This window comes from Polaribacter sp. Asnod6-C07 (assembly GCF_045063625.1).
In the GTDB taxonomy this organism is placed as follows: Bacteria; Bacteroidota; Bacteroidia; order Flavobacteriales; family Flavobacteriaceae; genus Polaribacter; species Polaribacter vadi_A.
Genome location: NZ_JBEFOF010000005.1, coordinates 496099 through 508827 on the forward strand (window position 1 = coordinate 496099; position 12729 = coordinate 508827).

Genomic DNA, 12729 nt, shown 5'->3' on the forward strand with positions numbered 1-12729 from the left:
TTGAAATTATTAAAAAACTACATATTAAATTTTTTAAGCAGATCTGGCAGTTATGTTTTTTCTGCTACTATAATTGCAAGATTGTTCTCTTTTCTTGCATCTTGGTTAGCTTTAAAACTAATTTCTAATGACGAATTAGGGGTTGTGCTTTTTGCTTATAATATTGTGGTTTTTATAATTCCTATTAGTGGTTTTGGCTTACACCAAAGTTTAATAAGATATGGTGCTTTGCTAAAAAATGATGACGAAAAAAATAGTTTGTTCATCTATGTATTTAAAAAAGGTTTTTGGGCTTCTTTAGCTATAATAGCACTTATAATTATTAGTAGTTTTTTTATCACTTTTAAATTTGAAAACACACAATTTTATGTAATTATTTTGTCTTTTATAATTTTACCTTCATTTATTTTCGAAATTATTAGAGCCCAATTTAGGTTAAAACACAACAATAAATCTTTTGCTTACACAGAATTTACCAATAGTATTATTTTATTAATAAGTGTTTTGGGGTTGAGTTATTTTTTTAAAGGTACAGGTTATGCAATTGCACTTTTAATTACTCCTCTTTTAACATCAATCTTATTTATAAAAAAATTAGACATTAATTTTAACTCAGAAATTAAATTAGACATCACTAATTTCTCTTTCTGGAAATATGGTTTTTTTGCAAGTTTATCTAACGTTGTAACACAACTACTTTTTGTAATTGATATTATTTTAATTGGTTATTTATTAGATGATAAAGAAATGATAACCAATTACAGATACATTTCTATAATACCTTTTAGCTTATTATTTTTACCAAGAGTTTTTATTTCTACGGATTTTGTTGCCTTCACAGAAAAAATATTTGATAAAAAATACATATTAAATTATATTAAAAGTTACATGCTTTTCTTCTCTGTTGTAAGTGTGTGTGCACTTTTAGTTTGCTATTTTTTTGCTGCCGAAATTTTAAGTTTACTAGATGCTAATTTTATCAATTATACAGAACCTTTTATAATTTTGATGTTAGGTATTACAGGTATTTTTATTTTTAGAGGTTTGTTTGGCAACTTACTTTCTTCCATAGGTAAAGCACATATAAATTACTACATTTCTAGCATTGCAATAATTATTAATGTAATTACAAATTATTATCTAATACCTGAGTATGGTATTACAGGATCCGCAATTACCTCTGCTGTTTTAATGTGGTTTACAGGAATTTTATCAGCAATTTTATTTCAAATAAATTACAACAAAGTTCTTTCTAAAAAGGAATAATCTTCTTGTTCTGCCCCAAAACTTCTATAAAATTTACCAATATTTGGTAAATTACCACCTTCAAAATCTAGATAAAAATTGCTTTTTATATTTTTCTGAATAACATAATTAATCAAAAAACTTGCAGCTTGGTATTTTCTACCATCAGCATTAAAAGAAGAATACAAATAGATAATTCTACTTTTAGATTTTATAAAAAAACCTCCACCAATTAAAACATCATCTTTAAAAACACCTAAAACTTCACCTTTATTTTTGTTGATAAGAGCTATAGCCAAATTCTTTAATTTAGTTTCAGAAATAATGTAATTGTAATGTTGTTTCTGTATTTCTATTAAACTGCTTATTTTTACATCCTTTATAGTTAAGCAGTTCTTTTCTGCAACTTTTATGGCGTGTTTTCTACCTTTAGAAAATTGTTTTTTTACTTCTGAATATTCATTTGATAAATCTAAAACGTAATTTACTCGTAAATTCTTTTTTATAATTAGGTTTTTGCTATTAAAAACAAGCTGAACTTTTAAATATTTTAAAGGAATTTTAGCAATAAAATTTTGTTGAATTTCTTCGGATATTTCATCTAAAGAAAAAACACCCAATTGCTGACAAAATGGTGGTTGTGCAATATATTTTATCAAATATTTCTGGCTCCAAATAATTGGCATTACAGCATCATAATCATCCAACACTAAAACATCCCAATTGTCTGCAACAATATCTAAATACCAAGAAAAAGCGTAGATTCTACTTTGTATTGAATTTTCTATACAAGCATCATATTTATCATCTTCTAAATCCTTTCTTTTAATGTATTTAATCATTTAAGAAGTAGCTATTTTAAGCATAGATTCGTATAAACGTTTCCAACCTTTCCAGCGTAAATAATCACTTAAACTTTCGTTATGAAACAAGGTGATAAAAGTTCCGTTTACCGCTTTTACTTCATTTTTTAAATCTCTAATTCTACCTAAAGATTGTTTTGGAGTAAGCTTCATATAATCGTTTAAAGTAGTATCCATAACTGCAAAAGGATAAATTTTTAATGGAGTTTGAATCTCGAAATCTAAATCGTAAAAATAAAAAGGTGTACATGTACTTGCTCTAAAACCTACGTTACTTGCGTACCCCATAGAATAATCTTCTTCTATTTCTAAATCTATTAAATGTTGGTAGGTTTCTGGCAAACTAAAACGCAAATAATGTTGTCTAGAGCTTTTTACAGGTGTATTTGTTATACCCTCTAACCTTTCTTTTTCTTTCTTTAGCATTGCAAAATTTTGCATAGAAAAGTAAGAAGGATGCAAACCAACTTTTGCGTAATCTACCATTTCTTTAATAAGTAATCTGTATTTCTCTTTTGATGCAGAAACATTGGTATCTAAAGTAGTATAATCGCCTATTAGGAAAAAGAATATTGTCTTTACATTATAATCTTTTTTAAACCTAAGCAGTTTAGCAAACGTATTAAAAGGATCATTTTTTATATTAAAAGTAACCACAAAACGTGTCCAAACATTCAACAATTTAAAATGAAATAAATCGTTAAAAAAACCACCTACACTTCTAACTAAACTTTTGTGTTTATAAGCAAAAGCATTATCTATATCTATAGTAGAAATAAAATTATAAGTCCGCTTTTCATAGTCGTAATCAGGAAACTTTTCTTTTAATAATTCTACAAATTTAAATGCCCAAATATCTACAACTGGTTTTTCTAAAAAACCTTTTTTAAAAGCTAAACTCTGTTCTGCTGTGAAACGTCCGTGAATATCTTTTACATGTGGCAAATATTCCTCATAACGTGTAATTAAGTAAAAACTAGCCGCAAAAATATCAAAAGGAATAGATGATTTTGAATTTGTTGCAAAAAAGCAAGGTACATCTTCCCATTTATTCATCATTATTTCAACATCATTTAAACCCTGTTCAAATAACAGCTCATTACTTTTTATAAAAAACTCAGTTCCTAAAGGTGTTTTTGTATATGATAATTTAGGTCCATTATGTGCAACAAATTCTTCTACTTTATTGGTAAAGTCTACAGAAATCAATAAAGTTCTTGTAAGAATATGCTTAAAAATATAGCGAACTCTAGGTGTAATTTTATGTGTATAAACTAATATCATTAAACGAATTACAATTTTTGATTTACGAATTTCTATTTTTTACAAAATCCCTTCATCTGCAAAGCTAAAATACGCTTTTTGAGTAATTATTAAATGATCTAACAATTTTATATCTAAAATAGTACCTGCTTCTTTTATTTTTTGAGTAATATTTTTATCTGCATTACTAGGCACTAATTTTCCTGAAGGATGATTATGACAAGCAATTAAACCTACACAAGCTAACTCTAAAGCTCTTTTAAATAACAACCTAACATCTACAATTGTAGCTGTTAAACCACCTTTACTTACTTGAGATTTTGCAATAACTTTATTTGAATTACTTAAAAATAAAACCCAAAATTCTTCATGATCTAAATCGCCAATTATTGGCTGCATTACATTAAAAACATCTTTACTACTAGTAATTTTAGGTTTCTCTAAAGCTACTTCTAATTGCCTTCTTTTACCCAATTCTAAAGCTGTAATTATTGCAATAGCTTTGGCTTCTCCTATACCTTTAAATTCAGTAAGTTTTTCTACGGATAGTTTAGCCAATGCATTAATATTACCTTCTACAGATTGTAAAATTCTTTTAGACAAAGCCACAGCACTTTCGTTTCTATTTCCAGAACCAATTAAAATAGCTATTAGTTCTGCATCAGACAATGCTGCTTTTCCTTTTGCCAATAATTTTTCACGAGGTCTATCATCTAAAGCCCAAGATTTAATCGTTAACTTTTCCATAAACAGTTTTTTATAAAAGTACGAAAAACGAAAAGAAACTATAACTGACTTAAAAAAGCTCTGTATTGTTGGTTATTTGGGTATAAATCAATTAACTTTTTTACAATGTTTTTTGCTTTTTCTTTTTGATTGGATTTTCCATAAATATAAGCTAAAACGTACAACAAACTTTCGTTAGTATTATCTACCTTTAAACCTGTAATTATTGTTTTTTCTGCTTGTTTAAAATCTTGCTTTTTATCATATAACAATCCTAAATTATAATAGACTCTTATATTTTCTGGCATTAACTTTTGGGCTTTCTTTAATTGCTCAATAGCTCCATCCACTCTATTAAGCTCAGCATATAAAAGTGATAAAGAATAATAAACAGGTCCATAATCTGGTTGTAATTTAATAATCTCTTTATAAGTGGTTTCAGCTTTATCAAACTGTTGCGTATTGTAATATAAAGTTGCTAAATTTACTCTAATTTGATTATTAATATCATCAATATCAAGTGCGCTTTCGTAACTTTTAATTGCTTCGAAAAGTTTGCCTTGTTTAATTAAATAATCTCCTTTCTTCATTCTTGTACCTACAAAATCTGAATTGGTGTTAATATGGGTCCAAAATTCATTTTTTACTTTTTGATAACTTTCTTGATAGACTTTAGGAATTGATAAAGCATCTAAAGTACCTAAACCAAAGAATGCTTTAATTCTAACACTTCTTTTTGGATCTTCTAAAAGCGGTAAAAAATAAGCTGTATAATCTGTGTTGTTTATCAAATTTAAAACATCTACACTTGCGCCTCTAACAATGGCAGATTCATCTTTTAAAAGTTTCGTAAACTCATCAATAAAACTATCTACATCATAATTAGATAATGCTTTTACTGCTGATGCTCTTACAATTTCTGGTTGATGTTTTTCGTTCATCAACTCAATTAAACCCAAATGAGCATTTGGTTGCATTGTAATACCTGGTGCTAATTTTTCTGAATAATGTACAGAATCTACAGCTCCAAATAACTTTGTAAAACTTGCTGCTGCCCAAACATCATCTTTGTCTTTATGACAACCAGAACATGCATTTGGCGTTCCATATTTTACACTTAAATCTGGCCTTGGCACTCTAAAACTATGATCTGGTCTAAAATCATTCCCCATATAAACACGCCCTGGCATATGACAACTTACACACTTTGAAGATTCAGTATTTAAAGGATGAGCATGATGTTTTGGAGTATCATAAGTTTCTGGAACATGACATTGTGCACACAATTTATTTCCATCAAACTTTAGTTTTAATGTATGCGCATCATGACAATTGGTACAAGTAACATCATTTTGATACATTTTACTTTGTGTAAATGAACCATAAACATAAACTTCATCTAAAATCTGCCCATCAGCTTGATATAATCTTTCTTCTAATAATTGAGGATAATAATGATCTAACATAGTTCCTTCAAAATTAAAAGTTTCAGAATATTGCTCTCTTCTCATGTGGCAACGTGCACACTGATCTACCAATTCTTTAGGTTCTGTTTTAGAAGTCATTTGAAAACGCCCATTAGAAACATAGTTCTCTCCCATTTTATCAACATCTGTAACATGTTGTTTTCCTGGCCCATGACAAGCTTCGCAATTCACATTTATAATTGCAAATTTGGTATTATAACTGTGTGTTTTTACATCGTAATTTTTACGAACATTTGTAGAATGGCAATCTGAACACATGTTGTTCCAATTTAAACCTCCTCTAGACCAATGCAACCATTCTGAATGCACTACTTTAAAGTCTGGATATAAATCGAACCATTTATTTTTTACAGAATCCCAAGCTGTTCTTAAACATTGATAATGCCCATCAGGAAATTGAACAATGTATTGTTGTAAAGGTGTTATTCCAAAGACATAAATAATTTTGTAATCGTGATTTTTACCATCAGGCCCATCTGTGTTTACATAAAAATCTTTTCCTTTTTTAAAAAAGTGAGAAGTTACACCTTGACTTGTAAATTTTTTATTATTAAAATTTGCTAAAACAGTAGCACTATCTGCAATTTGCATTGCTTTATCATGATGAGAACCTTTCCATTTTTTAAATTCATTTTGATGACATTCTTTACATTTTTGATCACCTAAAAAGTGGCTATCTGGAATAACTTCACCTGTTAGAAATACGCTTTTTTTTGTATTAACCTCTTTGTAGTCTTCTTTTTTCTGACAAGAATAAAACAACAAAATTAAAATTATACTGGCAAAAATAACGGATAAACTCTGCTGTTTTGTGTTCACAAATTTGCGTGTTAAGATTAATTATAAAGTAAAGTTAAAACTTCTATTTTAAAAAAAAGAAGATAATTATCATATAATATTTAATTGTTACTCAACTGAAAAATTCTATTAATTTGTATTTCCAATAAAACTCTTCATATCTTTGCATACTATATTCTATTTATTTTATATGAAGATTATTATAGCTGGTGCTGGAGATGTTGGATTTCACTTGGCCAAGCTTCTTTCTTACGAGTCTCAAGACACTTACATTATCGATTTTGATGGTGATAAGTTAGATTACCTTAATAATCATTTAGATGTTATTACCAAAAAAGGTGATGCAACTTCTATAAAATTATTAAAAGAAGTTGGTATTGCTTCTGCAGATTTGTTAATTGCTGTAACAGATAGTCAAAACACCAACTTTACAATTTCTGTTATTGGTAAATCTTTGGGAGTAAAAAAAACCATTGCTAGAATAGATAACCCTGAGTTTTTAAATGAATGTGAGGTCGATTTTTCTAAATTCGGATTAGACTTTATGATTTCTCCTCAAGAATTAGCTGCTAACGAAATTAAAATGCTGCTAAATCAATCTTCGTTTAATGATACTGTAGAGTTTGAAAGTGGATTGATTAACGTTTTAGGTACCACTTTAGATTATAAATCGCCATTGGTAGATTTATCTGTTAAAGAAGGTAATCAGAAATTTTCTAGCGTAGATTTTACGACAATTGCCATTAAAAGAGAAAACGTTTCGCAAACTATAATACCAAGGGGAGATACTGTTTATCAAATAGATGATCAAGTATATTTTTCTGTACCAAATTATAGTATGACAGATTTATACCCAATAATTGGTAAAACTCAATTCCAGATTAAAAACGTTATGATTTTAGGTGGTAGTAGTATTGGCGAAAAAACAGCAAGAAATCTTTGTGAAGATAATTTTAAGGTTAAACTTATTGAAAAAAATAGAGAAAAAGCAGAATCTTTGGCAGAAACACTATGCAACACACTAGTTATAAATGGTGATGGTAGAGATTTAGAGTTACTTGAAGAAGAAAACATAAGAGAAACTGATGCATTTATTGCTGTAACAGGTAATTCTGAGACCAATATAATGTCTTGTTTGGTAGCCAAATCTAAAGGTGTAAAAAAGACAATTGCTTTAGTAGAAAATATGGATTATATTGATATTTCTCAGACAATTGGTATTCAGTCACTCATCAACAAAAAACTAATTGCAGCCAGTAATATTTTTAAACATATTAGAAAAGGTGAAATTTTAGAATTAGCAAATTTACACAATATTGATGCAGAAGTTTTTGAGTTTGAAGTACAACCTAAAGCAAAAGTTACAGAAAAACCAATTAGAGATTTACGTTTTCCTAGAGAAGCTGTTTTTGGTGGAGTAATTAGAAATGGAGAAGCTTTAATGCCTTATGGTGATATGCAAATTCAAAATGAAGATAAAGTAATTGTTTTTTGTTTACCAGAAGCAATAACAGCTGTAGAGCGTTTATTTAAATAAGAAAATGGGAAATTTAAACTTAAAAGTAATCTATCGTTTTTTAGGCGTAACAGCCATATTAAACGGTTTTTTTATGTTTATTGCTTTTCCTTTTAGTTTTTTTTCTGATGAAGATGCAGCTTGGGGAATTCTAAATGCGGCTGTAATCACCACGTTTATAGGACTTTTATTATTTTTCCTTAACAAGCCAAAAAACACGAATATTCAAAAAAAAGAAGGGTATTTAATTGTTACTTTAGGTTGGTTAATACTATCAATTACAGGAATGTTACCTTATTTATTATCTGGTGCAATTCCACATGTTTCTGATGCTTTTTTCGAAACTATTTCTGGCTATTCTACAACTGGCTCTTCCATTTTAACAGATATTGAAGCAATGCCAAAAGGAATCCTTTTCTGGAGGTCTGCCACACATTGGATTGGAGGAATGGGAATTATCGTGCTTACAATTGCTATTTTACCATTATTAGGTATTGGTGGTATGCAGCTTTTTTTAGCTGAAGCACCTGGGCCATCTGCAGACAAATTACACCCAAGAATTACTGATACTGCAAAACGTTTGTATTTAATATATGTGGTGTTAACATTTGCTCAGTTTTTTCTATTAAAAGTTGCAGGTATGACCTGGTTTGATGCAATAAACCATGCAATGGCTACAGTAAGTACAGGTGGTTTTTCTACTAAAAACAACAGTGTTGCTTTTTATAATAATTTACCTTTTATACAATACATAATCATCTTTTTTATGTTGGTAGCAGGTACAAACTTTGTATTAACTTATTTTGCTTTGAAAGGTAAGATTCAAAAAGTTTTTCAGAGTGAAGAATTTAAATATTACTTACTTGGTATTATTGGGGTATCATCAATCATTGTAATTATAATTTACTTTTTTCAAGACCCAAACTTACAAACCACAATTGCGCATCCTAAAGTTTATGGAGAAGCAGAAAGTGCCATAAGACACGCTCTTTTTATGGTTACTTCTGTAGTTACCACAACCGGTTTTGTAACCGCAGATTTTACAATGTGGAGTTTCTTTGCAACTGGTATTTTCTTTGCTTTATTTTTTACTGGTGGTTCTGCTGGTTCTACAAGTGGTGGAGTTAAAGTGGTAAGACATATTGTAATGTTAAAAAACAGTTTTTTAGAATTTAAAAAAGCCTTGCATCCAAATGCGATAATTCCTGTTAGGTATGATGGTAAATCTGTAAGTCAGAATATTGTATTTAACATACTTTCCTTTTTTATAATTTATATGTTAATATTTATAGTTTCTTCTGTAATATTAACATTCTTAGGTCTCGATTTTTATTCTGCTTTAGGTGCTGCTGCATCTTCTTTAGGTAATATTGGCCCAGCATTAGGTTCTGTTAGCCCTGTAAATAGTTTTGCACATTTATCTGCTGGCGCAAAATGGTTTTGCTCTTTTTTAATGCTAATTGGTAGGCTAGAATTGTTTACTGTTTTAATTTTATTTACCCCTTTCTTTTGGAGGAAAAATTAAAATTTAATTCTTTTTTATTTTTTAGAATTTCATAAAATCACACACTCTTTTTTGCGAAAAAAATAAAAATATTATTTTTATTTTACCATAACATTATCTTACTGTTAAATAGATCGTTAATAAGGTTTTAGTTATATTTTTTTGTACATTTATCACTGAAAAAATCAAAAACTCATGAAACAAAAAAACTTTTTAAAAATTACCTTTTTATTCTTTTTAACATGGATTTCAACATTTAATTTGAATGCTCAAACAACAATTTATTCTGAAAACTTCTCAGGACAAGATGATAAAGGTTCTATTGGGCCTACCCCTACTACAGATTTGTCTGGTGTTGATTGGACAGTAGACATTTCTGATACAGATTTAAGCGCAAATACTGATTGGTTTAAAGTTACAAGCGAAATTTTTGAAGCAAGAGATATAGATGGTGATGCTATCTGGATTTCTCCTTCAATAAATATTTCTGGATTTACAAACGTTCAATTTTCATTATCTGCTGTTGAAGACGGAACAATGGAAGCTGCTGATATTTTTAATACAGAATATAGGATAGATAATGGTACTTGGACTGCTGCTTCAACAAATGGTTTATTAAATGATGATTTTACAAGTGCAACTGTATCTCAATTAGGACTTTCAGGTGGAACCTTAGAAATTAGAGTAACAATGAATAATAATGCTGGAACTGAATATCATAGGCTTGATGACATCTTAGTACAAGGTAATCCTGCATCTTCTGACCCAACAATAACTTTCGATTCTGCAACAAGTACAGAAACAGAAACAGACGCTACTTTTACAAGTGCTAATATTCCTATTAGTGTAACAAACTACGATGGAAACCAAATAGACATAGACGTTGCTATAACTGGAGGTACAGCAGAACCTGCTGACTATTCTTATACTACACAATCTTTGTCTTTTTCATCAGATAGTACTCAAAATATAACTATTGATATTAACGATGATGTTGACACAGATAATGAAACTATTATTTTTACAATTACAGAAACAAGCTCTGTTACTGGTTTAGTGATATCTCAAGCTACTCATACTTTAACAATTACAGACGATGATTTACCTAATATTATTATTAATGAATTACTAGCAGATCCAGGTTCTGTTGTGGATGCTAATGGTGATGGTATTGTTGATTCTTCTGATGACGAATTTATAGAAATTGTAAATACAGATGTTGTTTCATATGATTTAACAGGGTATACTATAGAAGACAGCTCTTTACGTTATACTTTTGGAGCTACGACTATACCAGCAGGGGGATCTGTTGTTATTTTTGGTGGTGGTACACCAACAGGAATTCCTGGAATTTCTGATACAGTTAACGAAAGTACCATTTTAGGGTTAGCCAATACTGGAGATACTGTATACTTAAAAAATGCAGATGGAACAATTATTGCAACATATACTTATGGTAGTGAAGCCAACAGCGATGAATCAATAGGTAGAAGTCCAGATTTAACAGGTAGTTTCGTAAAGCACGAAACTATTAATTCTAATCCTGTAAGTGCTTCTCCTGGTAGATACAATACAACAGGAGAGCCATTTACTACAAACACATGGACAGGAGCAACAGATACTTCTTGGACAACTGCATCTAACTGGAGCTTAGGAACAGTACCTGGGAGTGGTGATGATGTTCAAATTATAAATACTACAAATCAACCTACAACTTCTGGAGCTGTTACAGTTAATTCAATTTCAATTGCATCAGGTTCTTCATTAATAGCTACAAGTTCTTTTTCTGGAACTGTAACTTACAACAGAGCCTTAACAAATGGAAGTCAATGGTATTATATGTCATCTCCAGTAATAGGTGAAACCTATGATAATAATTGGGCAACAAGTAATTCTATATTATCAGGTCAAAACTTAAATAAGGGTTTAAGTTTATATGACAATACAACATATGATACTGATACAGATGCTGGAGGTAGTGATACTGAAACCGGAAATTGGAGGTATTTACAATCTGACAATAGCAATAATGGAACTTTTAATGTTGGACAAGGTTATGGAATTATAAGAGATGGTTCTGGTACAATCTCTTTTACAGGTGCTGGTTTGTACACAGATAGCCAAGTAATAGGCATTACTCAAGGAGCTTCAACTAATTTTAATATGGTTGGTAATCCATTTACGGCATATTTAAATTTAGGTGATTTTTTCACAGATAATAATGGCTCAGTAATAACAGACGCAAGTGCCTATTTTTGGAATGGTTCTGGTTACGACACAAAATTATCTGGAACTGATGGCTCTTTTGAAATTGCTCCAGGTCAAGGATTTTTTGTTGAAGCTGCTGCAGATACAAACCTAACTTTTGATATTGCTGATGTTACACATCAAGCTACAGAAACATTTCAAAAAAGCTCAAGACCAGAAGTACATTTATTTTTATCTGATGGTAAAAACAAAAAATATGCAAATATTTACTATATAGATGGTACAACAACTGGTTATGACAATGGTTTTGATGGTAAGTTGTTTGAAGGTGTAGAACATTCATTTGCCTTGTTTTCTCATTTAGTTACAGATAGTGAAGGCAAAAATTTCCAAATACAATCTTTACCAAATTCAGATTTAGAAACTATGACAATTCCTCTAGGAGTTAAAGTAGAAGCTAATAAAGAAATCAGTTTTACTGCTGATGCTTTAAATTTACCTTCTAATACTAAAGTATTTTTAGAAGATAGATTAACAAATACATTCACAAGTTTAGACGAAGCAAATAGTGAATACAAAATTACTACTGATGTAGCTTTAGATGGAATTGGTCGTTTTTACTTGCATACAAGATCTTCTGCCTTAAATATTGAAAATTTAGATTTAGACAATGTAAGTATCTATAAAACTGACAACTCTAATTTAAGAATTGTTGGATTATCAGAAGGAAAAGCTAGTATTAAATTATTTAACATTCTTGGTAAACAGGTTTTAAAAACTACTTTTACTTCTAATGGAATTAAAGATATTTCTTTACCGACTTTGACTAAAGGAATATACATTGTTCAATTAGAAACTGAAACTGGAAAATTAAATAAAAAAATTACTTTAGAATAATTACGATAATTTAAAACTTACTACATTATGAAAAATATTAAAGATAACAATCCAGAAATTACTCGTAAAGAAGCTATTAAAAAAATAGGTAATTACGGTAAATACGCAGCTTTAACTGCATTAGGTACTTATATGATTTTAAATCCAGAGAAAGCACAAGCATTTTCAGGACCTTCAGATCCTGGAACTGGATTTTAATTAAATTTAAAATAAACTTTTAAA

At 29.4% G+C, this 12729-nt stretch carries 9 protein-coding genes; 5 read left to right on the plus strand and 4 right to left on the minus strand.

The features are described 5' to 3' along the window. Window positions 1–1266, plus strand: coding sequence for a polysaccharide biosynthesis C-terminal domain-containing protein (locus ACJJVK_RS02205; RefSeq protein ID WP_405562679.1), 1266 nt, complete (start codon window positions 1–3; stop codon window positions 1264–1266). On the opposite strand, the gene ACJJVK_RS02210 is transcribed toward ACJJVK_RS02205, so the two are convergent. The 4 genes from ACJJVK_RS02210 to ACJJVK_RS02225 are packed head-to-tail and all read right to left on the minus strand — an operon-like array spanning window position 1236 to window position 6403. Next, complete coding sequence (locus tag ACJJVK_RS02210) at window positions 1236–2087, minus strand: hypothetical protein (RefSeq protein ID WP_405562681.1); 852 nt, start codon at window positions 2085–2087, stop codon at window positions 1236–1238. The two genes, ACJJVK_RS02205 and ACJJVK_RS02210, sit on opposite strands and share 31 nt — an antisense overlap. After that, window positions 2088–3392 (minus strand): polysaccharide deacetylase family protein, encoded by a 1305-nt coding sequence (locus tag ACJJVK_RS02215; protein ID WP_405562682.1) that lies wholly within the window; start codon window positions 3390–3392, stop codon window positions 2088–2090. 39 nt (window positions 3393–3431) lie between these two features. Further along, the gene (radC, locus tag ACJJVK_RS02220; RefSeq protein ID WP_405562684.1) at window positions 3432–4118 is read right to left on the minus strand and encodes a DNA repair protein RadC; all 687 of its coding nucleotides are present in this window, start codon (window positions 4116–4118) and stop codon (window positions 3432–3434) included. A gap of 38 nt (window positions 4119–4156) precedes the next feature. Next, the gene (locus ACJJVK_RS02225; RefSeq protein ID WP_405562687.1) at window positions 4157–6403 is read right to left on the minus strand and encodes a tetratricopeptide repeat protein; all 2247 of its coding nucleotides are present in this window, start codon (window positions 6401–6403) and stop codon (window positions 4157–4159) included. Window positions 6404–6572: 169 nt separating this feature from the next. Here ACJJVK_RS02225 and trkA point away from each other — a divergent pair, with 169 nt between their 5' ends. From trkA to ACJJVK_RS02245, 4 genes are all read left to right on the plus strand, one after another. Then, window positions 6573–7919, plus strand: a complete 1347-nt coding sequence (gene trkA, locus ACJJVK_RS02230) for a Trk system potassium transporter TrkA (RefSeq protein WP_215992951.1) — start codon at window positions 6573–6575, stop codon at window positions 7917–7919. A 4-nt stretch (window positions 7920–7923) separates the two neighbouring features. Next, window positions 7924–9423, plus strand: coding sequence for a TrkH family potassium uptake protein (locus ACJJVK_RS02235; RefSeq protein WP_405562691.1), 1500 nt, complete (start codon window positions 7924–7926; stop codon window positions 9421–9423). A 174-nt stretch (window positions 9424–9597) separates the two neighbouring features. Further along, window positions 9598–12507: a lamin tail domain-containing protein gene (locus ACJJVK_RS02240; protein WP_405562693.1), complete on the plus strand. Its 2910-nt coding sequence runs from the start codon at window positions 9598–9600 to the stop codon at window positions 12505–12507. 27 nt (window positions 12508–12534) lie between these two features. Further along, a complete protein-coding gene (locus tag ACJJVK_RS02245; RefSeq protein ID WP_215992948.1) occupies window positions 12535–12705 on the plus strand; it encodes a hypothetical protein in 171 nt (56 codons plus the stop codon). The last annotated feature ends 24 nt before the right edge of the window (window positions 12706–12729 follow it).

What these genes read in the sequence shown, in the direction of transcription:
- ACJJVK_RS02235 (WP_405562691.1), top strand. Translation starts at nt 7,924, where the DNA reads ATGGGAAATTTAAACTTAAAAGTAATCTATCGTTTTTTAGGCGTAACA.
- ACJJVK_RS02245 (WP_215992948.1), top strand. Translation starts at nt 12,535, where the DNA reads ATGAAAAATATTAAAGATAACAATCCAGAAATTACTCGTAAAGAAGCT.
- ACJJVK_RS02215 (WP_405562682.1), bottom strand. Translation starts at nt 3,392, where the DNA reads ATGATATTAGTTTATACACATAAAATTACACCTAGAGTTCGCTATATT.
- ACJJVK_RS02210 (WP_405562681.1), bottom strand. Translation starts at nt 2,087, where the DNA reads ATGATTAAATACATTAAAAGAAAGGATTTAGAAGATGATAAATATGAT.
- ACJJVK_RS02240 (WP_405562693.1), top strand. Translation starts at nt 9,598, where the DNA reads ATGAAACAAAAAAACTTTTTAAAAATTACCTTTTTATTCTTTTTAACA.
- trkA (WP_215992951.1), top strand. Translation starts at nt 6,573, where the DNA reads ATGAAGATTATTATAGCTGGTGCTGGAGATGTTGGATTTCACTTGGCC.
- radC (WP_405562684.1), bottom strand. Translation starts at nt 4,118, where the DNA reads ATGGAAAAGTTAACGATTAAATCTTGGGCTTTAGATGATAGACCTCGT.